The following is a 25,077-nucleotide window of genomic DNA, read 5'->3' as shown; positions in this document are numbered from 1 at the left end:
GGTGTACTAGCTCAGAGGCACCTGTTTCGTAATCGAAGGACCTACCCAGCTTGTCCCCTTCAAATCAACTAGAGAGCGCCATGAGCGAGCTGTTCGCCCGGATCGAGCCGGTGGCCGACGAGCTCGGGGAGATCTTCGCCGCGCACGGCCACCAGCTGGCCCTGGTCGGCGGCCCGGTCCGTGACCTCCTGCTCGGCCGGCCTGGCATCGACCTGGATCTGACCACCGACGCCCGGCCCGAGCAGGTGCTGGAGATCGTCAGAGACTGGGCCGACGCGACCTGGACCATCGGCATCGAGTTCGGCACGGTGGGCGCGCGCAAGGGCGGCTGGCACCTGGAGATCACCACCTACCGGAGCGAGTCCTACGATCCCAAGTCCCGCAAGCCGGACGTGGCCTACGGTGACACGCTCGACGGCGACCTGGCCCGCCGGGACTTCGCGGTCAACGCGATGGCGATCCGCCTGCCGGGACACGAGTTCGTGGACCCGCACGGCGGGCTCCGGGACCTGGCGCACCGGGTGCTCCGCACGCCGGGCACCCCCGAGCAGTCCTTCGGCGACGACCCGCTGCGCATGCTCAGGGCCGCCAGGTTCGCCGCCCAGCTGGGCTTCACCGTGGACCCGGCGGCGGTGGCCGCGATGCGGGACATGGCCGAGCGCATCGAGATCGTCTCGGCCGAGCGCATCCAGGCCGAGCTGGACAAGCTGATCTGCGCCCCCCAGCCCAGGGCCGGGCTCACCCTGCTGGTGGACACCGGCCTGGCCGCGCACGTCCTGCCCGAGCTGCCCAAGCTCCGCCTGGAAATCGACGAGCACCACCGGCACAAGGACGTCTACGAGCACACCCTGATCGTGCTGGAGCAGGCCATCGCCCAGGAGACGGCGGGCCCCGACCGGGTGCTGCGCTGGGCCGCCCTGCTGCACGACGTGGGCAAGCCGAAGACCCGCAGGAACGAGCCGGGAGGCCGGGTCTCCTTCCACCACCACGAGGTGGTGGGCGCCCAGATGGCCAAGAAGCGCCTGTCGGAGCTGAGGTTCCCCAAGGACGTGGTGGCCGACGTGGCCCGCCTGGTCGAGCTGCACCTGCGCTTCCACGGCTACGGCGAGGGGGAGTGGACCGACAGCGCGGTCCGCAGGTACGTCCGGGACGCCGGTCCCCTGCTGGAGCGGCTGCACAAGCTGACCCGGGCCGACTGCACCACCAGGAACAGGCGGAAGGCCGCCCTGCTCTCCAGCACCTACGACCGGCTGGAGGAACGCATCGCCCGGCTGGCCGAGGAGGAGGAGATCGCCAGGATCCGTCCCGAGCTGGACGGCAACGAGATCCAGGAGATCCTCGGCATCCCACCGGGGCCGCTGGTGGGCAAGGCGTACAAGTTCCTGATGGACATCCGGATGGACGAGGGCCTGATCGGCAAGGAGGCGGCGGTGGCCCGTCTGCTTGAATGGGCACGTGATCACGGATGAGCTGCTGAAACTCGACCGCTCGCACGTCTGGCATCCGTACACGGCGATCCCGCCGCAGCTGCCGGTGCACGCCGTCGCCGGTGCCTCCGGGGTACGGCTGACGCTGGCCGACGGCCGGGAGCTGGTGGACGGCATGTCCTCCTGGTGGGCGGCGATCCACGGTTACCGGCACCCCCGGCTGGACGCGGCCATCCGGGACCAACTGGACCGGATGGCACATGTGATGTTCGGCGGGCTCACCCACGAGCCGGCCGTACGGCTGGCCGCCACGCTGGCCGAGATGACCGGCCTTGAGCGGGTCTTCCTGGCCGACTCGGGGTCGGTGGCGGTCGAGGTCGCGATCAAGATGGCGTTCCAGGCGACCGGGCGCACCCGGTTGCTGACCATCCGGGGCGGGTACCACGGCGACACCTTCGGCTGCATGTCGGTCTGCGATCCGGTGAACGGCATGCACCACCTGTTCGCGGGGGCGCTGCCCCAGCACGTGTTCGCGCCGCAGCCGCCGCTCGGCTACGACACGCCGCCGGAGGAGGGCTACCTGGCCGAGCTGGCCGCCCTGGTGGCCGCGCACGCCCACGAGCTGGCCGCGATCATCGTGGAGCCGGTGGTGCAGGGCGCCGGGGGCATGCGCTTCTACCACCCCGCCTATCTCCGGAAATTCCGGGAACTGGCCGACGAGCACGGGCTGCTGCTGATCGCCGACGAGATCGCCACCGGGTTCGGCCGCAGCGGCGAGCTCTTCGGCTGCGACCACGCCGGGATCCGCCCCGACATCATGTGCCTGGGCAAGGCGCTGACCGGCGGGTACCTGACCCTGGCCGCCACCCTCTGCACGGCCGAGGTGGCCGACCGCATCGGGCTGCTCATGCACGGACCCACCTACATGGGCAACCCGCTGGCCACGGCGGTCGCCAACGCCTCGCTGGAGTTGCTGGCCGAACGCCCCTGGCGGGAGGAGGTCAAGCGCATCGAGGCGGCGCTGGCCGACGGGCTGGCCCCGGCGGTGCCGTACGCGAAGGACGTCCGGGTGCTCGGCGCGATCGGGGTGATCGAGGCCCACCACCCCGTCGATATGCAGAAAATTCAGGACATCGTGATGGAGCATGGGGTCTGGTTGCGGCCGTTCGGGCGGCTGATCTACACGATGCCGCCGTACGTCACCGAGCCCGGCGACCTCGCCATGATCACCGATGCCATGGTGGCCGCCGCCAGGACCCTCACGTCGCCGTGACCGGCGCCCTGGTCACCGCCAGGCGGTATCCGACGGCCGACAGCCCGTACAGCACGCAGATCAGGCTCAGCACCGGCAGCGAGCGCCCGTCGGGCGGCAGCAGCAGCGCGGCGATCGAGACGCCCACCACCAGCATGCCGTTGAACAGGAAGTCGTAGATCGAGAAGACCCGGCCCAGGTAGGCGTCCTCGATGTCGCGCTGCACCACGGTGTCGGTGCAGATCTTGCCGCTCTGCCCGGTGACCCCGAGCACGAACCCGGCGGCCAGGAACCCCGGCTCGAGGAACGGCACGCAGAGCAGGAACTCCATGACGCCCGCGATCACCAGCGTGGTGGGGATCCAGGTCTCGATCCGGAACCGCCGGGTGGCCCACGGCGTGACGAACGCGGCGGCGAAGTAGCCCACCCCGGAGGTGGCCACCACGCCGGTCATCTGGTTGAGACCGGCTTCCGCGTCGGTGGTGAAGTAGTAGCGGAAGAGCATCAGCACCATGCCCAGGGACATCCCGTAGAGCAGCCGGTGCGCCGCCATGCTGCCCAGCGCAGAGGCGGGCCCGCGCCGTTGCCGCACGTGCCGGGCCCCGTCGCGCAGGCCGGTGAGGACGTTCCTGAGCGCCTCCCTGGTCTGGGGGCGGTTCGGGTCGTAGGCGGGCCCGAGCAACTCGCGCCGCATGGTGGCGGCGATCAGCGCGCTGGACCCGAAGATCACGCCGGAGATGACCAGGATGCCCGCCGTGCCGCCGCTCCCCGCGCCGAGGGCCTGCCGGAGCAGGTACCCGGCGCCCGCGCCGATGAAGGTGACCACGGTGCCCGAGGTCGGGGTGACCGCGTTGGCCGTCATCAGCCGGTCGGCGGGCACCACGTGCGGGAGTGAGGCGCCGAGCGCGGCCAGGAAGAACCGGTTGACCCCCAGCACCCCGAAGGCGGCGGCGTAGAAGACCCAGTCCGGCGCGTGCGCGGCCACCGCCGCCGCGGCGCCGAACAGGAACACCCCCCGGATCAGCGGGCCGATCACCAGGATCTGCCGCCGCGACCACCGGTCGATGAACACCCCGGCGAACGGCCCGATGATCGAGTAGGGCAGCAGCAGCACGGCGAACGCCGCGGCCACGTCCGCCACCGAGGTCTGCCGTTCCGGGCTGAAAAACGCGTATCCGGCTACGGCGAACTGGAAGATCCCGTCCGAGAACTGGGAGACCAGGCGGGTGGCGAACAGCCGCCGGAAGTTACGTCCTTGGAGCACGACGCGCAGATCCGAGTGGTGGTACGCATTCTTCAAGGGCACCCGGATAGCCTAGTCCCGCCGACAAAATGGGACATCAGGGTGATCCCGGATACAGGCTTCCCCATGCGGCATGATCTCGTACGCTCGATCACGTGACCTCAGACGAACATGTCGTGCTGGTCGACGGCGAGGGAAACCCGGTCGGCACCGCCCCGAAGTCCACGGTTCACGGCGACGACACGCCACTGCACCTGGCCTTCTCCAGCTATGTCTTCGACGCCGCGGGCAACCTGCTGCTCACCACGCGGGCGGCGCACAAGCTCACCTGGCCCGGGGTGCTGACCAACAGCTGCTGCGGCCATCCCCTGCCCGGGGAGCCGCTGCCTGCCGCCGTCACCCGCCGGCTCTCCCACGAGCTGGGGCTCACCGTGGAGTCGGTGGACCTGCTGCTTCCTGGCTTCGCCTACCGGGCGACCATGGCCAACGGCACGGTGGAACACGAGCTCTGCCCGGTCTACCGGGCGCTGGCGGCCGGGCCGGCGAACTTCAACCCCGAGGAGGTGGGCTCGGTGCGGTGGATGCCGTGGAAGGAGTTCGCCGACCAGGTGCTGAGCGGGGAACTGGAGATCTCGCCGTGGGCGCGGGAACAGGTGCCCCAGCTGGTCGCGCTCGGCCCCGACCCGCTCCGCTGGCCGGTCGGCGACCCGGCGAAGCTGCCGCCCGCCGCCCGTCTCTGATCAAATGGCGGAAGGCCCCGGACCTCGTCCGGGGCCTTCCATATATCCCACGCGACCACGGAAGGGCCGCGCTGAGGAGGGACGTGTACCCGCCGTCACCGGGTGTTAGCGCTCGACCTCGCCGCGGATGAACTTCTCCACGTACTCACGGGCCTCCTCGTCGGAGTACTGCTCCGGCGGCGACTTCATGAAGTAGGACGAGGCGGACAGGATGGGCCCGCCGATCCCCCGGTCCAGGGCGATCTTGGCGGCCCGGACCGCGTCGATGATCACGCCGGCCGAGTTGGGCGAGTCCCAGACCTCCAGCTTGTACTCCAGGTTCAGCGGCGTGTCGCCGAACGAGCGGCCCTCCAGCCGCACGTACGCCCACTTGCGGTCGTCCAGCCACGGCACGTGGTCGGAGGGGCCGATGTGCACGTCGGCCTTGCCCATCTCGTGCGGGATCTGCGAGGTCACCGACTGGGTCTTGGAGATCTTCTTGGACTGCAGGCGCTTGCGCTCCAGCATGTTCATGAAGTCCATGTTGCCGCCGAAGTTGAGCTGGTACGTACGGAGCAGCTCGACCCCGCGGTCCTCGAACAGCTTGGCCATCACCCGGTGCGTGATGGTGGCGCCGACCTGCGACTTGATGTCGTCGCCGACGATCGGCACGCCGGCCTCGGTGAACTTGGCCGCCCACTCCGGGTCGGAGGCGATGAAGACCGGCAGCGCGTTGACGAAGGCCACCTTGGCCTCCAGCGCGCACTGCGCGTAGAAGCGGTCGGCCTCCTCCGAGCCCACCGGCAGGTAGGAGACGAGCACGTCCACCCGCGCGTCCTTGAGCACCTGGACCACGTCCACGGGCCGCTCGTCGGACTCCTCGATGATCTGCGAGTAGAACTCGCCCAGACCGTCCAGGGTGTGCCCGCGCTGCACGGTCACCCCCAGCGGGGGCACATCGCAGATCTTGATGGTGTTGTTCTCCGAGGCCACGATGGCCTCCGAGAGGTCACGCCCGACCTTCTTGGCGTCCACGTCGAACGCCGCGACGAACTCCAGGTCGCCCACGTGGTAGTCGCCGAACACGACGTGCATGAGGCCCGGCACTCGGCTCGCCGGGTCGGCGTCCCGGTAGTAGTGAACACCCTGCACCAGCGACGAGGCGCAGTTGCCCACACCCACGATGGCTACGCGCACCGAACCCATCACTCGCTCCTTTTCTTACCTGATATCGGGTTTCGGATGCGGATTCGCATCCTGATCCGAATCTCGATCTGATTGGTCTTGTACGGCTTGCGCCCGTTCGGTAGTGATCAGCTCGTTCAACCACCGGACCTCACGCTCGACCGACTCCAGCCCGTGCCGCTGCAGTTCCAATGTGTAACTGTCGAGGCGCTCCCGGGTTCGCGCGAGTGCGGTGCGGACCGCCTCGAGTCGCTCTTCCAGGCGGCTGCGGCGGCCCTCCAGGATGCGCAGCCGGACCTCCGCCTCGGTGTGGCGGAAGAACGCGAAGTGGATGCCGAAGCTCTCGTCCTCCCACGCGGAGGGGCCGGCCTGGGTGAGCAGCTCCTGTAGCCGCTCCTTGCCCTCGGCGGTGAGCTTGTAAACGATCTTGGACCGGCGGCCGAGCACGACGTCGTCCGGCGGCTCCTCCTCAACGATGAGCCCCTCGTTGAGCAGACCCTTCAGGCAGGGGTAGAGCGAACCGTACGAGAACGCGCGGAACATGCCGAGCAGCGTGTTGAGCCGCTTGCGCAGCTCGTAACCGTGCAGGGGGGTCTCGTGGAGTGAGCCCAGGACGGCGAGCTCCAGCACGCCTCCCCTTGAGCCCGTCACCGGAACCACCTCCCTGTGTCTGACCGATGTATCGAACTGATACATCATCAGGATACGTCGGGCCGCTATATGCGGCAAGATGGTCATCAGTTCGGCACGATTTGGTAGAGAGTCGCTAATCTGGCCCGTATGTGGTCACACAGGTCGGCTGCCCTCGGCGGCCACGCGCCGCGGGCGGCGACGCCGCCTCGGCGTGCCCGGCTGGGCCGTGTCCACCCGAGGCGACGCTGGACTTTCGGTGACCCCACCTGCCCGTTAATCCGGTGTCGGAACGTCTCGTCTCCGCATGTGGACAAACCGGGACGATGTGGCGGCCATGCAAAGGCTTCGTCAGACCTTGGTGAGATGACCCATGAATACGCGGAATTCAGGGTCCACGTGCGCGGGGTCTGTCAAGGTTGTGGCTGGAACCATCTTGCGGTCTCGTTCCTTCTCGCCAACCGGCGACCCCCGGCGCGGGACGGGCTCCCAGGTTAGGGAGCCCCGCCCGCCTGTCGGACAGACGTCGACGAGAATCCCCAACGACCGATCGAGGACGCGTGAACAACAGCAGCAGCTTCGGCCCGGAGACATCCGGCGGCCCCCGTGAGGGCGCCGGCGGTGCCCCCCGCCCTGGGCGGCGCCGTCGTTCTCCGAGCGAATCCGGCCACGGTCAGCACCCCCCGTCGGCGTGGGGCGACCAGATGGGCCCCGCCGACGCCACGATGCGCGTGGGTGGCCCCCCCGGTGGCAACCCCGGTGGTCACCCTGGCGGCAGGCAGGGCGGTGGTCCCGGCATGCGCGGACCCCAGGCGCCCGGACCGCAGATGCCCGGACCACAGGGTGGTCCCGGTCCGCGCCGTGAAGCGGCTTTCGAGGACACCGCGGCGATGGGCGCCGTGCCCCCCACGCCCGGCCGCCCGCCGTCCGCTCCTCCCCCGCAGGGTCACGGCCGGGGCGGGTACGAGCGCGAGCCCGGCGGCAACGTGCCGTTCCCCACGGGTCCCCGCCCGCCCGAGCGCGGCAACCCCGCCGACCGCACCCAGACCATGGGCCAGCCGCAGCCGCCCCGCCAGCCCCAGCAGCCCGACCGCACCCAGATGATGGGCGCCCCCGGCCAGCAGACCGGCGGGTTCCGCCAGGAGCCGGGCGCCACCGAGACGATGTCGGTCGGCCGCCGCCGCCGTGGCGCGGGCCCCGGCGGGCCACCAGGACCGGGTGGTCCAGGGGGTCCCGGGGGTCCGGGCGGGCCCAAGGGTCCCGGCGGCCGTGGGCCGTACGACGAGGAGGACGAGGACGACCAGCCGCGGCGGCCCGCCTGGCGGCGTTTCGTGCCCAGCTGGAAGATCGTCCTGCTCAGCCTCGCCGTGCTCACCGCCGGCCTGTTCGGCATGATCGCCGTCGCGTACGCCAACACCCCCGTGCCCACCGTGGAACAGGCCGAAGCCGTCTCCCAGGGCAGCACGATCTACTACAGCGACGGCAAGACGAAGATCGGCCACTACGGCACCAAGCGCAAGATCGTCACGATCGACAAGATCCCCGAGCACGTCCAGGACGCGGTGATCGCGATCGAGAACCGCAGCTTCCGCGAGGACTCCGGCATCTCCCTGGCCGCCATGGCCCGTTCGGTCTGGATGACCGCCACCGGCCAGCAGCTCCAGGGCGCCTCCACCATCACCCAGCAGATGGCCCGGAACTACTACGACGGCCTCAGCCAGGAAGTCTCGATCAAGCGCAAGATCAAAGAGATCTTCGTGGCCGTGAAGATCAACAAGGAGATGGACAAGAACGAGATCCTCGTCAACTACCTGAACACCATCAACTTCGGCCGCGCGTACGGGATCGAGGCCGCCGCCCAGGCGTACTTCCGCAAGAGCGCGACGAAGCTGAGCCTCACCGAGGCCGCCTACCTCGCCGCCCGCATCCAGACCCCCAGCTGGGAGGAGGACGCCCCAGCGCTGAAGAGCCGCTTCACCGACGTGCTCAACGCGATGGCCATCTACAAGCCCGACAAGTACGGCCAGCTCCCCGCCACCGGCAAGTTCCCGAAGGTGCAGAAGGCTGACAACAAGGACGAGCTCGGCGGCCTCAAGGGCTACATGATCATTCAGGCCATCGAGGAACTGAAGGACCGCGGCATCACCGCCGACATGGCCAAGACCAGCGGCTACAAGATCGTCACCACCTTCGACAAGCGCCTCATGCAGGCCGCCAAGCAGGCGGTGGTCAACAACACCCGGAGCATGTCCAGGGAGTTCCACACCGGTCTGGCCGCGGTGAACCCCAAGAACGGGCGCATTGTCGCGTTCTACGGGGGCAACGACTACGTCACCGACGAGTGGAACGAGCCCTTCGACTCCAAGAAGCAGGCCGCCTCCGCGTTCAAGCCGTACGTGCTGGCCGCCTGGCTGGAGGCCGGGTACAGCCTGAACAGTTTCGTGCCGGGGAACAAGACCTTCCCGACCGACCCGCTGGAGGGCACGACCCCGATCACCAACAGCCACAAGGAGAAGGACTCGATCGACGTCATCCGGGCCACCGCGGCGTCGATCAACACCGCCTACGCCTCCATGGCGTACGCGGTGCCCGGCCAGCTGGAGACGGTCAAGCAGATCGCGGTGGACGCCGGTCTCGACGAGAAGCGCATGACCGACGACGTGGCCGAGCACAAGTACCTGTTCTCCATCGGCACCGCGCCCGTCACCGCCGTCGAGCAGGCCGCCGGCTACTCCATCTTCGCCAACGCCGGCAAGCACGTCGCGGCGCACACCGTGATCTCGGTCACCGAGATGCGCAACGGCAAGCCCGTGGTGGTGTACAGCGAGCGCAAGAACGTCAAGCAGGTCATCTCGCCCGAGGCATCGGCGGACGCGGTGGTCGCCCTCCGCGCGGTCATCACCAGCGGTACGGCCTCCGGCAACGGCAACATCGGCCGCCCGGCGGGCGGCAAGACCGGTACCAACACCGGTGAAGAGGACGCCTGGTTCGTCGGCTTCACCCCGCAGCTGTCCGCCGCGGTCGGCATGTACCGGGAGCAGTGCCTGACCAAGAAGGGCAAGATCGTCCAGCCCAAGTACTCCAACTGCCCCGACGGCACCTTCCCCAAGGAGATCGGCCTCGGTTTCCAGGGCGCCGACGCGCCCACCCGGATCTGGCGCGACTTCATGGCGGAGGCGCACAAGAACTGGCCGGTGGAGGACTTCCCGCAGCCCGCCAGGGGCGGCGCGCCCGAGAACATCGTGCCCAGCCCGTCCCCCACGCCCACCCCGGAGGTGGAGGGGGACTTCCCGCCCGACTTCCCGCCCGACAACGGCGACCAGTGCTTCCCCGGCGGGGACGGCTGCACCATCGACGACAGCCCGTTCGGCGACGGGGGCGACAACACCGACGTCGACCCGTTCAGCGCTCCGGCGGCCCCGGCCACCGCGCCGCGGCCGACGCACACCGCCACCCCGGCCGTCTCGCGTGGCCGCCGGCGCCGGTAGTCAGGACGGCAGGTCCGGCGCACCCCCGCCCGGGGGTGCGCCGGACACCCCTTCGCGGGGGCGCAGGTCGCCAACCGGGGCCGGGTGGTGGTCAAATACCGGCATGACTCGGACCTCAAACGTTCCTGGCAACGCCCCGGGCCCGCTGACGTCGGCCGCCTACCGGGTGGTGCCGTACATTCCGCTGGGCGCCTTCGCGGTGCTCGGCGCGGTGCTCGCGTACTTCTGGAAGTCGGCGTGCCGGTTCGGAGGCGCCTGGAACACCGGGGTCGGGCAGTACAGCAACTTCTGTTACACCGACATCTATCCGCTCTGGTTCGCGCGGCAGTTGAACGACGGGCGCATTCCGTACATCGACAACCCGGACGTGGAGTACCCGGTCGGGATCGGGGCGATCATGGAGTTCGCCCGACGGCTGTCCTTCGGGGACGCGGTGACGTTCTACGACATCACCGTCATCCTGATGGGCGCCAGCCTGGTCGTGGGCGTGCTGCTGATGGCGGCGCTGGCCGGGCCCACCCGGCCCTGGGACGCGCTGTGGTACGCGATCGGCCCCGGCGTGGTGCTCTGCGCGTACATCAACTGGGACCTGGCCGCCGGTGCGCTGGCCCTCGGCGGCCTGCTGGCCTGGGCCAGGAAGCGGCACTACCTGGCGGGCGTGCTGCTCGCGCTGGCGGTGGCCACCAAGTTCTACCCGCTGATGTTCCTCGGCGCGCTCTTCCTGCTCACTGTGCGGACCGGCAAGTGGATCGAGTTCGGCAAGACGCTCGGCGCGGCGGTCGGCACCTGGCTGCTGGTGAACGTGCCGGTCATGCTGATCAGCTTCGACGGCTGGGCCAAGTTCTACGTGTTCAGCAGCGAACGCGGGGTGGACTGGGGCGGCCTCTGGTTCTTCTTCCAGCGCTACCAGTGGGGGTTCCTGGCCGACGGCGACCGGCTCAATCTGATGGCCATGGGCGCGCTGGCCATCCTGCTGCTCGGCATCGCGGTGCTCGCCGTGGCCGCGCCGCGCCGCCCCCGGCTGGCCCAGCTCTGCTTCCTGGCGCTGGCCGCCTTCATGGTCACCAACAAGGTGTGGTCGCCGCAGTACGTGCTCTGGCTGATCCCGCTGGCGGTGCTGGCCCGGCCGAAGTGGCCCGCCCTGGCGGTCTGGCAGCTCACCGAGGTCTGGTACTTCTTCGCGATCTGGCTCTACTTCGTCGGCATGGACCCGGAGCACGCCGCGGAGGGCATCGGGGACGGGCCGTACTTCCTGGCGGTCTGGGCCCGGGCGCTGGCGGTGATCGGGCTGATGGCGCTGGTGGTCTGGGACGTGCTGCGGCCGGAGCGGGACATCGTGCGCCGCGACCAGATCGACGACCCGGGCGGCGGGGTCTTCGACGGAGCGCCCGACGTGCTCATCCTCGGCCGCTTCCTCGGCCCCCGCCCGGCGGTCGCCGCCGCCGTGCCCGCTGGCACTCCCGGAGCTCCTGCCGCTCTTGAGGCTCCTGAAACTCCTGGGGGTTCTGGGGCCGCGTCTGCCGGCGCCGCCACGGAGTGAATCTTTCAGGCTGTTTCCGGCTTCCTGTTTCCCGGTTCCGGGGAGGTCCTCGTGCGCTACGCGCTGCCGGTCTGGGTGCTCACCCGGACCCTGCTCTTCCTGGTGGCCGCCCAGGTCATCCCCGTCGGCTACGAGGGCTCCTTCGACAACGACGTGCGCCTGTACGGGGATTGGTCGGCCATCCTGCTCGGCGGCGAGTTCCCGGCCGGGGACGACAAATGGCAGTATCCGCCGTTCGCGGCACTGCCCATGATCGCCCCGCACCTGCTGCCGTGGTCGTACCAGATCTCGTTCTACGTGACCGCGATCCTCTGTGACCTGATCATCCTGCTCCTGATCCACCGTTTCGCGGTGCGGAACGACGCCGGTTCCGGCGCCGTCTGGGCCTGGACCGTCGGCGCGGCCCTGCTCGGCCCGCTGCTCATCTCCCGCTACGACCTGATGGTCACCCTGGTCGCGGTGGCCGCGCTGACCGCCTCCAGGGACGTGCTGGTGCGCGGCATGCTGATCGGGATCGGTCTGTCCATCAAGGTCTGGCCGGTGGCGCTGCTGGCCGGTCTGCGCCGCTGGCGGGAGCTGCTGGCCGGCACCGCCGCCGCGCTGGTCACCACGGTGGTGGCCTGCGGCGTGGCCGCGTTGATCATGCCGCACGCGCTGGACTTCCTCACCAACCAGCAGGAGCGCGGGCTCCAGGTCGAGTCGCTGGCCGGCACGCCGTTCGTGCTCGGCCGCGCGCTGGGCTGGTGGGACGGGTTCACCAGCTACCAGCACGGCGCGATGGAACTGGTGGGCGAGGGCATCGAGACCGCGACCCGGCTGAGTGTGATCGCCACTCCGGTGGCCGCGGTGCTGCTGGTCGTCTGGTGGCTGCGGGCCGAGGCCACCGAGACGACCTACTACGACGCGGCGTTCACCACCGTGCTCCTACTGGTGCTGACCAGCCGGGTGCTCTCCCCGCAGTACCTGATCTGGCTGATCGGCATCGCGGCCGTGGCCTTCGCGGTCCGCGACTCCAGCCAGCGCCCCGCGGCCTGGTTGCTGCTGGGAGCGATGCTGCTCACCGGCGTCATGTATCCGTGGATCGAGGAGGACTACAGCTGGAGCGGGCAACTGCCCGGCACCCTGGTCCTGGTGGCCCGGAACCTGGTCCTGCTGGCAGCGACCGTGGTGTCGTTCGTGGGCCTCTGGCGGAGCACACGACGGAGAACGGCGACGGTGAAGGAGCCGGAGACCGTCCCCACGGGACAGGGCTAGGACATCTACCCACCTTTTTGGAGCCCCAATCCGCAGAATTATCCACAGGCTGTGGAAACCGAATGTTCGGTGGTATGGAGACGTCTATAATACGACTGTGCCGCCGGGAGATTCTGGTGTGTTTGGGGAGGATTGAAAGATGTACTGGGTGGGCAAGGACTGGCAGGCGAAGACCCCAGGTCAAACCGCCGCGTTCAGGCTCCTTCAGAACGGTCTAGATAAACCGGTCATTAGGATCTTTCGCGGCGACTTAACCTGGGGCCGTTAGTCGTGCATCTGGTTCGAGCCGTCAGTTGGATTTGTTGAGCGCGAACCCGGCGGCGACCACCGCCAAGATGATGCACAAGCGGATGGTCTGGGGAGTGCTGTCAACCACGTCCCAGACCATCCGCACCACCTCCCCGGTCCAGGTGGACGGGCGCGGGTCCACCGGAGTGTCTCCGTCCTCCTCCGCCGGATCCCCCTCTTCCTGGGGGTCCCGTGGACTCGGGCCGGGTTCCCCGGGGTCTTCTGGATGTTCGTCGCACATGGCCATTCCTTTCCTGCGACTGGTCCCTATATGGAGAACGGCTCGGTGCGGTCTCCCTCCGATACGGGAGACGCCCACGCGAGCCGCCCAACGCCGGACGGCACACGGAGGGGAAGGGCAGGCTTGCGCTGGCCGCCAATCCTGGTCCGATGTGTCGTTACCGGGTTGCCAAGGCACATCTCACCGTGCAGGACTTGTTATTGCAACCGGTTCGGCCTAGTCCGCGATCTCTCACCTAGAGTGACGTATCCATTACTTAATGGGAAGGTTTTCCTGGAGTCGCCTAGTTGCCCTCTAGTGCACATTTCTGACCTGCGAATATGTGATCGCTGTCGGACAATGTCGGAGTAGAGCACCTAGGTCGGAACCGTCGAAGGCCGTGTCCCTTCTTATCCAATTTCTCCACAAACATCCCCTTGATTGTGATCACAGGTTGTGTGGGACTCGGATAAGAGAAGTCAGAGTGCGCGTGCATCGGCAAACACACTGGACGTCTTCACAAAGAAACCCGGGACGGCGGCGGCCGGCCCGGGTCCTCTTGGTCGGTGGAATCAGAGGTGCTTGCGGAGGAAGGCGATGTCGTCCGCCTGGCCCTCGCCGGGGGTCTCAACCACGATGGGGGCGCCTGCCGTACGGCAGATCTCCAGGATGAGCTCCGGGTCGATCAGGCCGGTGCCGAGGTTGGTGTGGCGGTCGGCGCCGGAGTCGAAGGCGTCGCGGGAGTCGTTGCAGTGCACCAGGTCGATGCGGCCGGTGATGGCCTTCACCCGGTCGACGATGCCGAGGAGTTCCTCGCCGCCCGCGTGGGCATGGCAGGTGTCCAGGCAGAATCCCACCTTCGAGGCGTCCTGGGCGCCCGCGGTCACCGCGTCCCACAGGCGGGCGATGCGGTCCAGCCGGCGGGCCATCGCGTTGCCGCCCCCGGCGGTGTTCTCGATCAGCACCGGAATCGGGCAGTCCAGCCGCTCGAACACCTTGCGCCAGTTGTCGAAGCCGACCTGCGGGTCGTCGCTCTTGTTCAGGTGACCGCCGTGCACGATCAGGCCCTTGGCGCCGATGGAGGCGGCCGCGGCCAGCTGCTCCTGGAGGATCTTGCGGCTGGGAATCCTGATCCGGTTGTTGGCGGTGGCCACGTTCACCAGGTAGGGCGCGTGGATGTAGACCTCCACGTCGGAGTCGCGGATGGCGTCGGCGCCGGCCGGCATCACCGGGCCCTTCCAGCCCTGCGGGTCTCCGAGGAAGAACTGCACGACGTCGGCGTCACGCGCGGCGGCGTGGGCGAGCGGGTCATCCTGGTCGACGTGAGCTCCGATGCGCACCATGCCTCCGAGCGTAGCCGAGCCCCCCGACACTTCACCTGCTTCTTCCGGCGCCCGCGCTCAGGGACGTACGGAAGGAAAGCGCGCACTATAAACCCGCTCCACGAGCGTTTCAAGGGCTACGGCCAGGGCAGTCGCCGGGGCGGCTGACACGCCCCGCACCCCCGCGTGTCACGACAGAAGGAGATGACATGCGCTATCGCATCGGGAGCTTCATCCTGCTGATCTACGTTCTGGTCGGCATCTACGTCGCCTGGGTCCACGACTACCTGACGCCCGCCATCCTGCGATCCATCGCCGAGGCCCTGCTCGCCGTCTTCCTGTGGTTCCTGGTCCTCCTGGGCGTGGACCTGCACCTCGGAAGATGACCCGTGGCGGAGCTAGGAGAAGGAGAAGCCGCCGTGCGCGATGCCCAGGGCGGTGCCCACGAACGAGGCGACGATGCCCATGATGATGAGGACCCGCTGTGGCGTGGTCACGGAGATGTACTGCGCGTAGAGGCCGCCACCGAAACCGATCAGCCCCAGCGACGAGGCGATCAGGTGGGCGCTCACGAAGAACCCCAGGATGAAGGCCGCAAGCCCGATCCCGAACGTGGCGACCGCCAGGGTGTTCTCCACGGTGTGCTGCTTTCCGTCGGTGTTGAGGGTGAGGCGGAAGGGCTCGCTCTCGATGGGGCCAAGAATGTGTGGCATGAACAGCCACCCCCTCTCCCACCGAGGATTCCCACCCGGGCCGTGGCACAATCCCGGCCCTGGTAGCCTTATTTAGCTGTGTCTGCTATGGCGCAGCGTCCTCCTGTCACGGCAGAGCGTCGTGACCGCAAGAGTCCAGAGGAGGTTGGATTCCGCATGCGTCGTTACGAGATGATGGTCATCCTCGACCCGTCCCTCGATGAGCGCACCGTGCAGCCCTCGCTCGACCAGTTCCTGACGGTCGTGCGCAACGATGGCGGCACCGTGGAGAAGGTCGACGTCTGGGGCCGTCGCCGGCTCTCCTACGACATCGACAAGAAGTCCGAGGGCATCTACGCCGTCGTGGACCTCACCGCCGAGCCGGCCACCGTCAAGGAGCTGGACCGTCAGCTCAACCTGAACGAGGGCATTCTCCGCACCAAGGTTCTCCGTCCCGAGCTCCACTGACGGTTCCCGGCGGCCGGAGCCGGACCGGAGTCCAGCGGAACCCCGAAATTTGTCGGGGCCGCGCCGTACTCTGTGCCACTAACGGCTCGGCCCGCGGGATAAGGAAGGCGAAAGCGACCGATGGCAGCAGGCGACACCACAATCACGATCGTCGGCAATCTTGTCGACGACCCGGAGCTGCGCTTCACCCCGACGGGGCAGGCTGTGGCCCGGTTCCGCATCGCGTCCACTCCGCGGTTCCTCGACAAGACGACCAACGAGTGGAAAGACGGCGAAGGCCTCTTCCTGACCTGCAACGTCTGGCGACAGGCGGCGGAGAACGTCGCCGAGAGCCTGCAGCGCGGCATGCGGGTCATCGTGCAAGGGCGGCTGCGCCAACGGTCGTATGAGACCAAGGAAGGCGAGAAGCGCACGGTCTACGAGGTCGAGGTCGACGAAGTCGGCCCCTCGCTGCGCAACGCCACCGCCAAGGTGAACAAGACCGCCAGGCAGGGCGGCGGCGGCTTCGGCGGCGGCGGCCCGGCCAACGACCCGTGGGCCTCCGCGTCCCCGGCCCCGCCGAGCGGCGGCGGCTTCCAGGGTGGCGGGGGCGGCTACCAGGGCGGCGGCGGTGGTGGCGGCTACGGCGGCCAGCAGGGCGGCGGCGGCTTCGGCGGCGGCGACTTCAGCGACGAACCGCCCTTCTAGCCTTCACCCATCCACAGAAGAAACCGAGCGACCATTCCCGCTTCGAAGCGGGGCTCTGAAAGGAGCACCACGATGGCCAAGCCGGCACTGCGCAAGCCCAAGAAGAAGGTTTGCCTGTTCTGCCACGAGAAGATCTCCTACGTCGACTACAAGGACACCGGCCTGCTGCGGAAGTTCATCTCCGACCGCGGCAAGATCCGGGCCCGCCGGGTGACGGGCAACTGCACCCAGCACCAGCGCGACGTGGCCACCGCTATCAAGAACGCTCGTGAGATGGCCCTGCTGCCGTACACGAGCACCGCGCGCTAGAGGAAGGGGACTCAGCCATGAAGCTCATTCTCACCACTGAGGTCTCCGGCCTGGGCGCTCCGGGTGACATCGTCGAGGTCAAGGACGGCTACGGCCGCAACTACCTGATCCCGCGCAACTACGCGATCCGCTGGACCCGCGGCGCGGAGTCGCAGGTGTCCTCCATCAAGAAGGCCCGCGACGCCCGTGAGATCCGCGACCTCGGCACCGCCAAGGAGGTCGCCGCCCAGCTCGGCGCGCTCAAGGTGCGGCTGAAGACCAAGGCGGGCGACACCGGCCGCCTCTTCGGCTCGGTCACCACCGGCGACATCGCCGATGCGGTCAAGGCCGCGGGCGGTCCCACGCTGGACCGGCGGCGGATCGAGATCGTCAACCCGATCAAGAGCACCGGCTCGCACAAGGTCAGCGTCAAGCTGCACCCCGAGGTCTCCGCGGCCCTCGACATCGAGGTCCTCGCGAGCTGACCCACGCGATTCCGTAAGCCAGCAGAGCCCTGTCCCGGCAGCCGGGACAGGGCTCTGTGGTTTCGTGGTTTCAGTCCCTCCGGGGCACCGTCGGGCGGCGATGCCGGCCGATCGTGGGGGCGAGCGCGCTGTGTCGCCGGCCGTACAGCTGGTAGACCAGGACGCCCACGGCCATCCAGAGCACGAAGTACAGCCAGGTGACGACCTTGAGGTTCAGCATCAGCCAGAGGGTGGCCACGATGGACATCGCGGGCACCAGCGGGGAGAGCGGAACCCGGAAGCCGCGCGGCAGGTCGGGCATGGTCCGGCGCATGCTGATCACGCCAGCCGACACGATCATGAACGCGAAGAGCGTGCCGATCACCACCAGCTGCTCCAGCAGGAGCACCGGTACCAGCTCGGCGAGCAGGATCGCCACCACGCCGATGAAGAGGGTGGCGGTGGCGGGGGTGCGGTGCGGCCCGCTGAGCCGGGACAGCCGGGTGGGCAGCAGCCCGTCCCGGGCCATCGAGAAGAGCACCCGGGTCTGCCCCACCAGCAGCACGTACACCACCGTGGTGAGCCCCAGCATCCCGGTCAGGTTGATCACGTGCACCATGAAGGTCTCGCCGACCGCCCGGAACGCGTCCGCCAGCGGCGCCCCCAGCGAGATCTCCTTGTAGGAGACCATCCCGACCATGACGACCGCCACCAGGATGTAGATCACGGTCGCCGTGGCCAGCGCCCGGATCATCCCCTGCGGCACGGTCCGGACCGCGTCCTTGGTCTCCTCCGCCGCGGTGGCCACGATGTCGAAGCCGAGGTAGGCGAAGGCGATGGCCGGGGTGGCGGCCAGGATGCCGAACCAGCCGAACGCGTGGGTCTCCCCGATCAGCAGCCCGAAGACCGTGGACTGCAGCGGCTCGGCGGCGGTCGCCTGGGCGGCGGTGTTCACCGGGTCGACGGGGATCTCGGCGATGTTGGCGGGGTTGAAGTGCAGCGCCCCGATGAGGATGACCGCCGAGATGCCGACCATCTTGGCCGACACCAGCACCCACAGGGTGCGTAACCCCACCTTGGCGTTGAACGCCACGATCCCCGTGAGGGTGACCAGGATGAGCAGGGTGAACAGGTCGAAACCCACCGGGCGGCTGAGCAGTTCCGGTACCGCGAAGCCGAGGTCGGTGAGCATCTGGGTCATATACAGCGACCAGACCCGGGCCACCATGGCGGCGGCCAGCTCCATCTCCAGGATCAGCGACCAGCCGATGATCCAGGCCCACACCTCACCGAAGATCACGTACGTGTAGGTGTAGGCGCTGCCGGAGACCGGCATGGTGGAGACCATCTCGGCGTAGCAGATCGCGGCGAGCAGGCTGGTGATGCCGGCGATCATGAAGGACAGGATGACGCCGGGCCCGGCCGTGGTGGCCGCCTGCCGCCCGGCGATGCTGAAGATACCCGCCCCGATCATGACACCGAGGCCGAGCACGATGAGGTCGTTACGGGTATAGATCTCGCGCAGGCCGGCCGTGCGCAGCACGGTGGCCTCCGTCGCCGGCATGCGACGGAGTACGGAGGTCGATGTGGGCTGGCGTACAACTGTCACGACAGGCCAATCGTCAGAGGCAAGGCCAGAGGTAACAGTGCCTCATTCGGTTAACTTCGACAAGGGCCCAAATCCCCCGTGCGCTGACATTTATTGGACATGTTATGAAGTTTGGCTGTTTGCCCAGGTCGTGCGGAGTGGCAGGGCCATACTCACCGGCTATGGATCGGGCTGTTTGTAGCGTTGTATGGGAATGCTTGGCCGTTCATGGCTAATCGCCGATTCACCACATCGGATGGACGATTGTGCGAATTGTCGGTGCGAATGGCCGTACGACTCAGGCCCCGGCGACCAGCCAGGCCGAACCCCGCGCGCGCACGCCGAGGGTCACCATCCGGCTCAGCATCCACACCCCGAGCGCCAGCCACAACCCCACCAGGCCGGTCGCGACCAGGGCGAACGGCAGGTAGGCGGCGGTGTTGAGCAGGCTCGACCAGGCCAGGTAACGCTGGTCGCCCGCCCCGATGAGCACGCCGTCCAGCACGAAGACCACCCCGGAGACCGGCTGGAAGACCGCCACCACCCAGAGCACCGCCGCCAGTTCCGCGGCCACCGCGGGCTCGGCGCCGAAGAGTCCGGGCACCAGCGGCCTGGCCGCGATCACCAACAGGCCGAGCACGGCGCCGAAGCCGACACCCCAGAGCACCATGCGCCGGGTCGCCTCCCGCGCGCCCTCCCGATCCCCGGCGCCGAGCAGCCGGCCGGTGATGGCCTGACCGGCGATGGCGATGGCGTCCAGGGTGAACGCCAGCAGCGTCCAGAGTTGGGCGGTGACGCCGTGCGCGGCGACCTCGGCCAGGCCCATCCTGGCCGCCATCACGGTGGCGGTGACCAGCACGATCCGCATGCACAGGGTCCGGATCAGCAGCGCGAACCCGGCCGTGCCCGACGCCCTGATGCCGCCCAGGTCCGGCCGGAGGGACGCCCCTTCCCGCCGCGCGCCCCGCACCACCACCAGCACGTATGCCACCGCCGCCAGCGTCTGGGCGGCCACCGTGCCGTACGCGGAACCGGCAAGACCCCAGTGCAGCCCCAGCACGAACCAGGCGTTCAGCACGGCGTTGAGCGCGAAGCCGCCCACCGAGACGGCCAGCGGGGTGACGGTGTCCTGGAGACCGCGCAGCACCCCCGTCCCGGCCAGCACGATCAGCATCCCCGGGGTGCCGAACAGGCTGATCCGCAGGTACGTGACGGCGTCCGCGGCGACCTCGGGCGGCCCGTCCATCAGGTGCACCAGCGCGGGGGCCAGCGGCCATCCGGCGGCCACCACGGCGACCCCGATGGCCGCCGCCAGCCACAGCCCGTCCATACCCCGCTGTACGGCCTGCCGCCGCTGCCCTGCCCCCACCTGCCGGGCCACGGCGGCCGTGGTGCCGTACGCCAAGAAGACGCAGAGGTTCACGATGGTGGCCAGGATGGTGCCCGCCACGCTGAGCGCCCCGAGCGGGCCGGTGCCGAGCCGTCCCACGATCGCGTAGTCGGTCAGCAGGAAGAGCGGCTCCGCGACCAGCGCGGCGAAGGCGGGTACGGCCAGCCGGAGGATCTCCCGGTCCCGGCTTCGGGCGCGAGTAATGACCACGGACCTAGTATGGTACTTACCCCAAGATCATCCGTACAAGGTCTAAATGGGGATATTTCGGGCGGCTGGCCGCAGGTGCCCATACTTTCTTTCCTCCACAGCCGGTGGACACTGTTTTCGCTGTTCAAACGGCTGTTCCACAGCCTGTGGACAAGTTATCCCCAGGCTTGTCCCCAGGCTTCCCACACCCTGGCCGCAGAAGTGCACAGCTTATCCACAGGTTGGTGAACAGGGGTCGTTGCCGGTTGCCGCCCGAGCCGCGAAACTGTCAGACCGGTCCTCTACAACTGGGGGTGGTGCGGCCGGAGTGGAGGGGGAAGCATGACCGATCGAACAGCCCGGCGACCTGGGTCCCGAGTCCGATGAGCGTCGTCGGCTTCTCCGGCGGGCCCGCCGAACCCTCGTTCGAGCGCACCCCGCCCAACAACATCGAGGCCGAGCAGTCGGTGCTCGGCGGCATGCTCCTGTCCAAGGACGCCATCGCCGACGTGGTCGAGGTGCTCCGGGCCGACGACTTCTACCGCCCCGCCCACCAGATCATCTACGAGATCATCACGGATCTGTACGGTCGGGGCGACCCCGCCGACGCCGTGACCGTCTTCGACGAACTCCAGCGCCGCGGCGACGTCGGCAAGGTCGGCGGCGGCGCCTACCTGCACACCCTCACCGTGGTGGTCCCCACCGCCGCCAACGCCGGCTACTACGCGAAGATCGTCCGCGAACAGGCCGTGCTCCGCCGCCTCATCGAGGCCGGCACCCGTATCGTCTCCTACGGCTACGGCGGCAACAACGAGGAGGTCGACGACCTCGTCGACCGCGCCCAGGCCGAGATCTACAAGGTCACCGAACGCCGCACCTCAGAGGACTACCTCCCACTCTCCGAAATCATGCCCGCCGCCCTCGACGAGATCGAGGCCATCGGCTCCCGCGGCGGCCAGATGGTCGGCGTCCCCACCGGCTTCCAGGACCTCGACGCCCTGACCAACGGCCTCCACCCCGGCCAAATGATCGTCGTCGCGGCGAGGCCCGCCATCGGGAAATCAACCTTGGGATTGGATTTTGCCCGGTCTGCGGCGATTAAGCATGGTTTGACCACGGTGATCTTCTCGCTGGAAATGTCGCGGAACGAGATCACTATGCGGTTGCTCTCGGCTGAGGCTCGGGTGGCGTTGCACACGATGCGGTCCGGCATGATGAGTGACGATGACTGGACGCGGATGGCGCGGCGGATGGGGGAGGTCGCCGAGGCTCCGTTGTTCATCGATGACTCGCCCAACATGTCGATGATGGAGATTCGGGCCAAGTGCCGGCGGCTCAAGCAGCGGCATGATCTGCGGTTCGTGATTGTGGACTATCTCCAGCTGATGAGCTCGCCCAAGAAGACCGAGAGCCGGCAGCAGGAGGTGTCCGAGCTTTCCCGGGCGCTAAAGCTGCTGGCAAAGGAGCTGGAGGTGCCGGTCATCGCCATCTCGCAGCTCAACCGTGGGCCGGAGCAGCGGACCGACAAGCGTCCCGCGGTTTCCGACCTGCGAGAGTCCGGGTGTCTGACGGCGGGCACCCGGGTGCTCCGGGCCGACACCGGGGCGGAGGTGGCGCTGGGGGAGTTGCTGGCCTCCGGTGTTCGGGACATCCCCGTCTGGTCGTTGGACGAACGGCTGAAGCTGGTGCCTCGGAGGATGACGCATGTTTTCCCCAGTGGGGTGAAGCCGGTCTATCGGGTGTTGCTGGGTTCTGGGCGGGAGGTTGAGGCCACCGCGAACCATCCGTTCCTGACGTACGAGGGGTGGTGTCCGGCGGGCGATCTGCTTCCGGGCACCCGGGTTGGGGTTGCCCGGCATGTGCCGCCTCCGTTGAACCTGACCGATGTCGATGTCAGTCCGGAGTTCATCCGAGGATCGGTGCCGCGTGGGATGTTCTCGGTGCCCAAGGCCCGGATCGCGGCCTTCCTCCGGGACCTGTGGACAACCTCGGGCGAGATCCGCTGGGATCCTGAGCTTGGTGAAGCGCGCATCTCGTACAGGTCGCAGAGCAGACGGGTGGTGGACGACCTGGCCCGGTTACTTCTCCGGTTCAACGTGATGACCCGGGTCGAGGACCACCGGCTGACCGTCCTCGGGCGGGAGAACCAACTGCGTTTCCTTGAGGACGTCGCCGACCAGGCGGACGGCGAGTGCGCCGCCGCCCTGCGCCGCGACGCGCCCGTGGCCATCCCGGGTCCGGTCTGGGACCGGGTCAGGGACGTCCTCGGCGAGCCCGAAGCCAGGGAGCAGGGGCGGCTGGGCCAGGTGGTCCAGGTCCTGGACCGGGCGGACGTGGAGGTCGTGGCCACCAACGACGTCTTCTGGGACGAGGTGGTCGCGGTGGAGCCGCTGGGGGAGCAATCCGTCTACGACGCCACCGTGCCTGGCACCCACAACTTCGTGGCCAACGGCATCGCCGTGCACAATAGCATCGAGCAGGACGCCGACATGGTCATCCTGCTCCACCGCGAGGACGCCTACGAACGCGAGTCCCCCCGAGCCGGCGAAGCCGACCTCATTGTCGCCAAACACCGTAACGGCCCCACTGCCACCGTCACCGTCGCCTTCCAGGGCCACTACAGCAGGTTCGTCGACATGGCCCAGCACTGATCAGGGCAGTGCCCGGTAGTGGGTCGTCACCCGCCCGCCGGACAGGATGTGGAAGGCCAGGGCCGGAGGCAGGTCGTAGTCGACCGGTGGCCGCTCGCCCGCCTCGAACGGGGGGAGTGCGGTGCTGACCACGCCGGGGGCGACCAGTAGTGGGCGTCCGGCGAACGTGGTCGCGGCTCCGGTGTGGGCGTGGCCTACCAGTACCGCTGCCACCTGGGGGTATTTGCCGAGCAGGGCGGCGAGCCTGTCCGGCTCCCCCAGGCCGATGCCGTCCACGTACGGGATGCCCAGTGCTGCCGGCGGGTGGTGCATGCCCACCAACACCGGGCCGGGTTCGGCGGCGAGGGTGGCGTCCAGCCAGGTCAGTGTGGGCTCGTCCAGGAGCCCGTCCGGCCGGCCGGGGATGCTGGAGTCGCAGAGGACGATCGAGGCCCCGGGTACCCGGATCACCTGGTTGATCGCGCCGGTGCCGTCCGCCCCGTCCAGCAGCACTTTCCGGAAGGCCGTCCGGTCGTCGTGGTTGCCGGGGCAGATGATCGTGGGGTGCCGGGTCTTCAGTTCGGCCCGGGCGATCGCGTACTCCTCCTCGGCCCCGTTGTCCGCGATGTCCCCGGTGACCACCACCGCGGCCACGTCCAGCCCGTCCACGTACGCCATGACCCGCCGGGTCCGCGCCGTGTTCCGCTCGCTGCCGTCGATGTGCACGTCGCTCACGTGCGCGAGCACGATCATGCCGTCTCCTTGACGTCGAGCCGCCCGGCGAGGATCCGCGCCCGCGCCAGTTGTACCTTCCGCGCCTCCCCCGCCGCGTACCTGAGCAGGAACCAGGGCGCGTGCAGTTCCAGCCGATCGGCCACCCGCGTCCCGCTCCCGTCCGCGCTGAGGTCGAACCGGTACCCCATGCGTACCCCGCCGGGGCTGCGCACCTCGCCGTGCAGGGCGAGCTCTTCGGTGAAGAGTTCGACCCTGATCGGGTTGTCGTACCGGATGAAGCCGAGGAATTTGAAGCGTTCCACGGCGGTGTAGCGGACGACCCCGGGCGAGGAGTGGTCCACGTCCCGCACCGCGATCACGATGGGGGACAGGCCCACGTAGTTCTCCGGGGTGGTGAGATGCTCGAACACCGCCTCGGGGGTGGTCTTGACGTGGAACGTGTTCGTCAGCACCTTCTCCGGCACGGTTGCCTCCAGCCGCGGAACAATGATCTGTTTGCCCAGAAATATAAACGGCCCCCACCCGTAGGAGGAGGCCGGAACGATCAAAGATCGGTTACTCCCAGCGGAACCACCGGGCGGCGGCGAAGATCGCGGCCGCCGCCCAGACGGCCAGCACCGCCAGGTGGAGCAGGCTGGGCGCGCGGCCCGTGAACACGTCGGTGAGGGCCTGGCCGAAGGCGCCGGTGGGGCTGTAGTCGCTGATCACCACGAGTACCTCCGGCATCAGCGGCCGGGGCAGCCACATGCCGCCGAGGAAGAGCAGCGGGAACATGACCCCGGCCCCGGCCCCCTGCACCACCCGCGAGTTGGGCGCCACCGCCGCCAGCGCCAGCCCGATGCCGAACATGGTCACCGACCCGAGCACGAACACCCCGAGGAAGGCCAGGAACATCCGGGGGTACGGCACATCCAGGATCAGGTTGCCGAAGACCAGCATCAGCGCGGTGGCGATGACCGCGGTGGCCACGTTGAGCGCCAGCTGCACGGTGAGCACCGAGATCGGCCGCACGGGCGTGGTGGACATGCGCCGCAGCACCCCGCGCTCCCGGTAGAGGACCAGCACCGAGGGCAGAATGCTGAACGCCACGGTCAGCACCGAAAGCATGATCATCATGGCGGGCAGATGGGTGTCCACCGGCCGGTATCCGCCCATGTCCTCGGCCGGCTTCCGGAAGTCGGGAATGGCCGCCCCCAGCACCAGCAGCAGGGCCAGCGGCAACACGACGGCGAAGAAGACGGCCACCGGCTCGCGCAGATAGAGCTTGGCCTCCACGACGGCGAGTCGAGCAGGAATGATCACGGCCATGATGGATCTACTCCTAGAGATCAGGTCAGGCGGGGAATCCACACTCATTCCGGCAATCGCCGCCCACTAG

General features: G+C 68.5%; 24 protein-coding genes. 13 read left to right on the top strand and 11 right to left on the bottom strand.

Annotation, left to right across the window (positions count from 1 at the left end):
• Positions 1 to 80 precede the first annotated feature (80 nt).
• Both KIP79_RS23290 and KIP79_RS23285 read left to right on the top strand, forming a co-directional pair.
• On the top strand, positions 81 to 1,469 hold the full coding sequence (locus KIP79_RS23290) for a CCA tRNA nucleotidyltransferase (RefSeq protein ID WP_214107015.1): 1,389 nt from the start codon (positions 81 to 83) through the stop codon (positions 1,467 to 1,469).
• Positions 1,456 to 2,700 carry an adenosylmethionine--8-amino-7-oxononanoate transaminase gene (locus KIP79_RS23285; RefSeq protein WP_308169847.1) on the top strand — a complete coding sequence of 415 codons (1,245 nt, stop codon included), beginning with the start codon at positions 1,456 to 1,458 and terminating at the stop codon, positions 2,698 to 2,700. Before KIP79_RS23290 ends, KIP79_RS23285 begins: the two co-directional genes overlap by 14 nt.
• Here the strand turns inward: KIP79_RS23285 and KIP79_RS23280 are convergent.
• A complete protein-coding gene (locus KIP79_RS23280) occupies positions 2,687 to 3,985 on the bottom strand; it encodes an MFS transporter (RefSeq protein ID WP_308169846.1) in 1,299 nt (432 codons plus the stop codon). The genes KIP79_RS23285 and KIP79_RS23280 overlap by 14 nt on opposite strands.
• A 92-nt stretch (positions 3,986 to 4,077) precedes the next feature.
• On the opposite strand from KIP79_RS23280, the gene idi reads away from it, so the two are divergent.
• Entirely contained in the window at positions 4,078 to 4,662 is a 585-nt protein-coding gene (gene idi / locus KIP79_RS23275; protein WP_214107014.1) for an isopentenyl-diphosphate Delta-isomerase, read from the top strand.
• Positions 4,663 to 4,767: 105 nt separating this feature from the next.
• On the opposite strand, the gene KIP79_RS23270 is transcribed toward idi, so the two are convergent.
• A complete protein-coding gene (locus tag KIP79_RS23270; protein WP_214107013.1) occupies positions 4,768 to 5,847 on the bottom strand; it encodes an inositol-3-phosphate synthase in 1,080 nt (359 codons plus the stop codon).
• Between the two features lie 15 nt (positions 5,848 to 5,862).
• Complete coding sequence (locus KIP79_RS23265) at positions 5,863 to 6,477, bottom strand: PadR family transcriptional regulator (protein ID WP_214107012.1); 615 nt, start codon at positions 6,475 to 6,477, stop codon at positions 5,863 to 5,865.
• Between the two features lie 129 nt (positions 6,478 to 6,606).
• On the opposite strand from KIP79_RS23265, the gene KIP79_RS23260 reads away from it, so the two are divergent.
• The 4 genes from KIP79_RS23260 (at position 6,607) to KIP79_RS23245 (ending at position 12,738) form a co-directional block, all read left to right on the top strand.
• Entirely contained in the window at positions 6,607 to 6,954 is a 348-nt protein-coding gene (locus KIP79_RS23260) for a DUF5318 family protein (RefSeq protein ID WP_214107011.1), read from the top strand.
• Positions 6,955 to 7,346: 392 nt separating this feature from the next.
• Positions 7,347 to 9,944, top strand: coding sequence for a transglycosylase domain-containing protein (locus KIP79_RS23255; protein WP_214107010.1), 2,598 nt, complete (start codon positions 7,347 to 7,349; stop codon positions 9,942 to 9,944).
• Between the two features lie 103 nt (positions 9,945 to 10,047).
• Entirely contained in the window at positions 10,048 to 11,484 is a 1,437-nt protein-coding gene (locus KIP79_RS23250) for a glycosyltransferase family 87 protein (RefSeq protein WP_214107009.1), read from the top strand.
• 51 nt (positions 11,485 to 11,535) lie between these two features.
• Complete coding sequence (locus tag KIP79_RS23245) at positions 11,536 to 12,738, top strand: glycosyltransferase 87 family protein (RefSeq protein WP_214107008.1); 1,203 nt, start codon at positions 11,536 to 11,538, stop codon at positions 12,736 to 12,738.
• 289 nt (positions 12,739 to 13,027) lie between these two features.
• On the opposite strand, the gene KIP79_RS23240 is transcribed toward KIP79_RS23245, so the two are convergent.
• Together KIP79_RS23240 and KIP79_RS23235 are read right to left on the bottom strand one after the other, a co-directional pair.
• Positions 13,028 to 13,267, bottom strand: coding sequence for a hypothetical protein (locus KIP79_RS23240; RefSeq protein WP_214107007.1), 240 nt, complete (start codon positions 13,265 to 13,267; stop codon positions 13,028 to 13,030).
• A gap of 551 nt (positions 13,268 to 13,818) precedes the next feature.
• On the bottom strand, positions 13,819 to 14,589 hold the full coding sequence (locus tag KIP79_RS23235) for a deoxyribonuclease IV (RefSeq protein WP_214107006.1): 771 nt from the start codon (positions 14,587 to 14,589) through the stop codon (positions 13,819 to 13,821).
• Between the two features lie 188 nt (positions 14,590 to 14,777).
• Between KIP79_RS23235 and KIP79_RS23230 the strand changes: the two genes are divergently transcribed.
• Positions 14,778 to 14,954: a hypothetical protein gene (locus tag KIP79_RS23230; RefSeq protein WP_214107005.1), complete on the top strand. Its 177-nt coding sequence runs from the start codon at positions 14,778 to 14,780 to the stop codon at positions 14,952 to 14,954.
• A 12-nt stretch (positions 14,955 to 14,966) separates the two neighbouring features.
• Here the strand turns inward: KIP79_RS23230 and KIP79_RS23225 are convergent, their stop codons facing one another.
• Entirely contained in the window at positions 14,967 to 15,281 is a 315-nt protein-coding gene (locus KIP79_RS23225; RefSeq protein WP_214107004.1) for a hypothetical protein, read from the bottom strand.
• A 156-nt stretch (positions 15,282 to 15,437) separates the two neighbouring features.
• Between KIP79_RS23225 and rpsF the strand changes: the two genes are divergently transcribed.
• The 4 genes from rpsF to rplI all read left to right on the top strand — a co-directional run bounded on the left by rpsF (position 15,438) and on the right by rplI (position 17,188).
• Complete coding sequence (gene rpsF, locus KIP79_RS23220) at positions 15,438 to 15,728, top strand: 30S ribosomal protein S6 (RefSeq protein WP_214107003.1); 291 nt, start codon at positions 15,438 to 15,440, stop codon at positions 15,726 to 15,728.
• Positions 15,729 to 15,848: 120 nt separating this feature from the next.
• On the top strand, positions 15,849 to 16,415 hold the full coding sequence (locus KIP79_RS23215) for a single-stranded DNA-binding protein (RefSeq protein ID WP_214107002.1): 567 nt from the start codon (positions 15,849 to 15,851) through the stop codon (positions 16,413 to 16,415).
• Positions 16,416 to 16,487: 72 nt separating this feature from the next.
• Positions 16,488 to 16,724, top strand: coding sequence for a 30S ribosomal protein S18 (gene rpsR / locus KIP79_RS23210; RefSeq protein WP_214107001.1), 237 nt, complete (start codon positions 16,488 to 16,490; stop codon positions 16,722 to 16,724).
• Positions 16,725 to 16,741: 17 nt separating this feature from the next.
• Complete coding sequence (gene rplI, locus KIP79_RS23205; RefSeq protein WP_214107000.1) at positions 16,742 to 17,188, top strand: 50S ribosomal protein L9; 447 nt, start codon at positions 16,742 to 16,744, stop codon at positions 17,186 to 17,188.
• Between the two features lie 70 nt (positions 17,189 to 17,258).
• Here the strand turns inward: rplI and KIP79_RS23200 are convergent, their stop codons facing one another.
• The gene (locus tag KIP79_RS23200; RefSeq protein WP_214106999.1) at positions 17,259 to 18,731 is read right to left on the bottom strand and encodes an amino acid permease; all 1,473 of its coding nucleotides are present in this window, start codon (positions 18,729 to 18,731) and stop codon (positions 17,259 to 17,261) included.
• 322 nt (positions 18,732 to 19,053) lie between these two features.
• Positions 19,054 to 20,355, bottom strand: coding sequence for an MATE family efflux transporter (locus KIP79_RS23195; RefSeq protein ID WP_214106998.1), 1,302 nt, complete (start codon positions 20,353 to 20,355; stop codon positions 19,054 to 19,056).
• Between the two features lie 362 nt (positions 20,356 to 20,717).
• Between KIP79_RS23195 and dnaB the strand changes: the two genes are divergently transcribed.
• On the top strand, positions 20,718 to 22,985 hold the full coding sequence (gene dnaB, locus KIP79_RS23190) for a replicative DNA helicase (protein ID WP_214106997.1): 2,268 nt from the start codon (positions 20,718 to 20,720) through the stop codon (positions 22,983 to 22,985).
• Here dnaB and KIP79_RS23185 read toward each other — a convergent pair whose 3' ends face one another.
• From KIP79_RS23185 to KIP79_RS23175, 3 genes are all read right to left on the bottom strand, one after another.
• Complete coding sequence (locus KIP79_RS23185) at positions 22,986 to 23,717, bottom strand: metallophosphoesterase (protein ID WP_214106996.1); 732 nt, start codon at positions 23,715 to 23,717, stop codon at positions 22,986 to 22,988.
• Positions 23,714 to 24,163: an SRPBCC family protein gene (locus KIP79_RS23180; protein WP_214106995.1), complete on the bottom strand. Its 450-nt coding sequence runs from the start codon at positions 24,161 to 24,163 to the stop codon at positions 23,714 to 23,716. The genes KIP79_RS23185 and KIP79_RS23180 overlap by 4 nt, the downstream gene beginning before the upstream one ends.
• Before the next feature lie 91 nt (positions 24,164 to 24,254).
• On the bottom strand, positions 24,255 to 25,007 hold the full coding sequence (locus KIP79_RS23175) for an ABC transporter permease (RefSeq protein WP_214106994.1): 753 nt from the start codon (positions 25,005 to 25,007) through the stop codon (positions 24,255 to 24,257).
• Positions 25,008 to 25,077: the final 70 nt, after the last annotated feature.

The organism is Acrocarpospora catenulata, assembly GCF_018476525.1.
GTDB lineage: Bacteria > Actinomycetota > Actinomycetes > Streptosporangiales > Streptosporangiaceae > Acrocarpospora > Acrocarpospora catenulata.
The sequence above is the reverse complement of the archived record's forward strand: the minus strand, read 5'-3'. Positions and strand labels throughout refer to the sequence as shown.

Excerpts from the sequence above, each read along its gene's own strand:
- KIP79_RS23290 (WP_214107015.1), top strand. The coding sequence starts at position 81 with ATGAGCGAGCTGTTCGCCCGGATCGAGCCGGTGGCCGACGAGCTCGGG.
- KIP79_RS23270 (WP_214107013.1), bottom strand. The coding sequence starts at position 5,847 with ATGGGTTCGGTGCGCGTAGCCATCGTGGGTGTGGGCAACTGCGCCTCG.
- KIP79_RS23260 (WP_214107011.1), top strand. The coding sequence starts at position 6,607 with ATGTGGTCACACAGGTCGGCTGCCCTCGGCGGCCACGCGCCGCGGGCG.
- KIP79_RS23255 (WP_214107010.1), top strand. The coding sequence starts at position 7,347 with ATGGGCGCCGTGCCCCCCACGCCCGGCCGCCCGCCGTCCGCTCCTCCC.
- KIP79_RS23250 (WP_214107009.1), top strand. The coding sequence starts at position 10,048 with ATGACTCGGACCTCAAACGTTCCTGGCAACGCCCCGGGCCCGCTGACG.
- KIP79_RS23240 (WP_214107007.1), bottom strand. The coding sequence starts at position 13,267 with ATGTGCGACGAACATCCAGAAGACCCCGGGGAACCCGGCCCGAGTCCA.
- KIP79_RS23235 (WP_214107006.1), bottom strand. The coding sequence starts at position 14,589 with ATGGTGCGCATCGGAGCTCACGTCGACCAGGATGACCCGCTCGCCCAC.
- KIP79_RS23230 (WP_214107005.1), top strand. The coding sequence starts at position 14,778 with ATGCGCTATCGCATCGGGAGCTTCATCCTGCTGATCTACGTTCTGGTC.
- KIP79_RS23225 (WP_214107004.1), bottom strand. The coding sequence starts at position 15,281 with ATGCCACACATTCTTGGCCCCATCGAGAGCGAGCCCTTCCGCCTCACC.
- rpsF (WP_214107003.1), top strand. The coding sequence starts at position 15,438 with ATGCGTCGTTACGAGATGATGGTCATCCTCGACCCGTCCCTCGATGAG.
- KIP79_RS23215 (WP_214107002.1), top strand. The coding sequence starts at position 15,849 with ATGGCAGCAGGCGACACCACAATCACGATCGTCGGCAATCTTGTCGAC.
- rpsR (WP_214107001.1), top strand. The coding sequence starts at position 16,488 with ATGGCCAAGCCGGCACTGCGCAAGCCCAAGAAGAAGGTTTGCCTGTTC.
- rplI (WP_214107000.1), top strand. The coding sequence starts at position 16,742 with ATGAAGCTCATTCTCACCACTGAGGTCTCCGGCCTGGGCGCTCCGGGT.
- KIP79_RS23200 (WP_214106999.1), bottom strand. The coding sequence starts at position 18,731 with ATGCCGGCGACGGAGGCCACCGTGCTGCGCACGGCCGGCCTGCGCGAG.
- dnaB (WP_214106997.1), top strand. The coding sequence starts at position 20,718 with ATGAGCGTCGTCGGCTTCTCCGGCGGGCCCGCCGAACCCTCGTTCGAG.
- KIP79_RS23185 (WP_214106996.1), bottom strand. The coding sequence starts at position 23,717 with ATGATCGTGCTCGCGCACGTGAGCGACGTGCACATCGACGGCAGCGAG.
- KIP79_RS23175 (WP_214106994.1), bottom strand. The coding sequence starts at position 25,007 with ATGGCCGTGATCATTCCTGCTCGACTCGCCGTCGTGGAGGCCAAGCTC.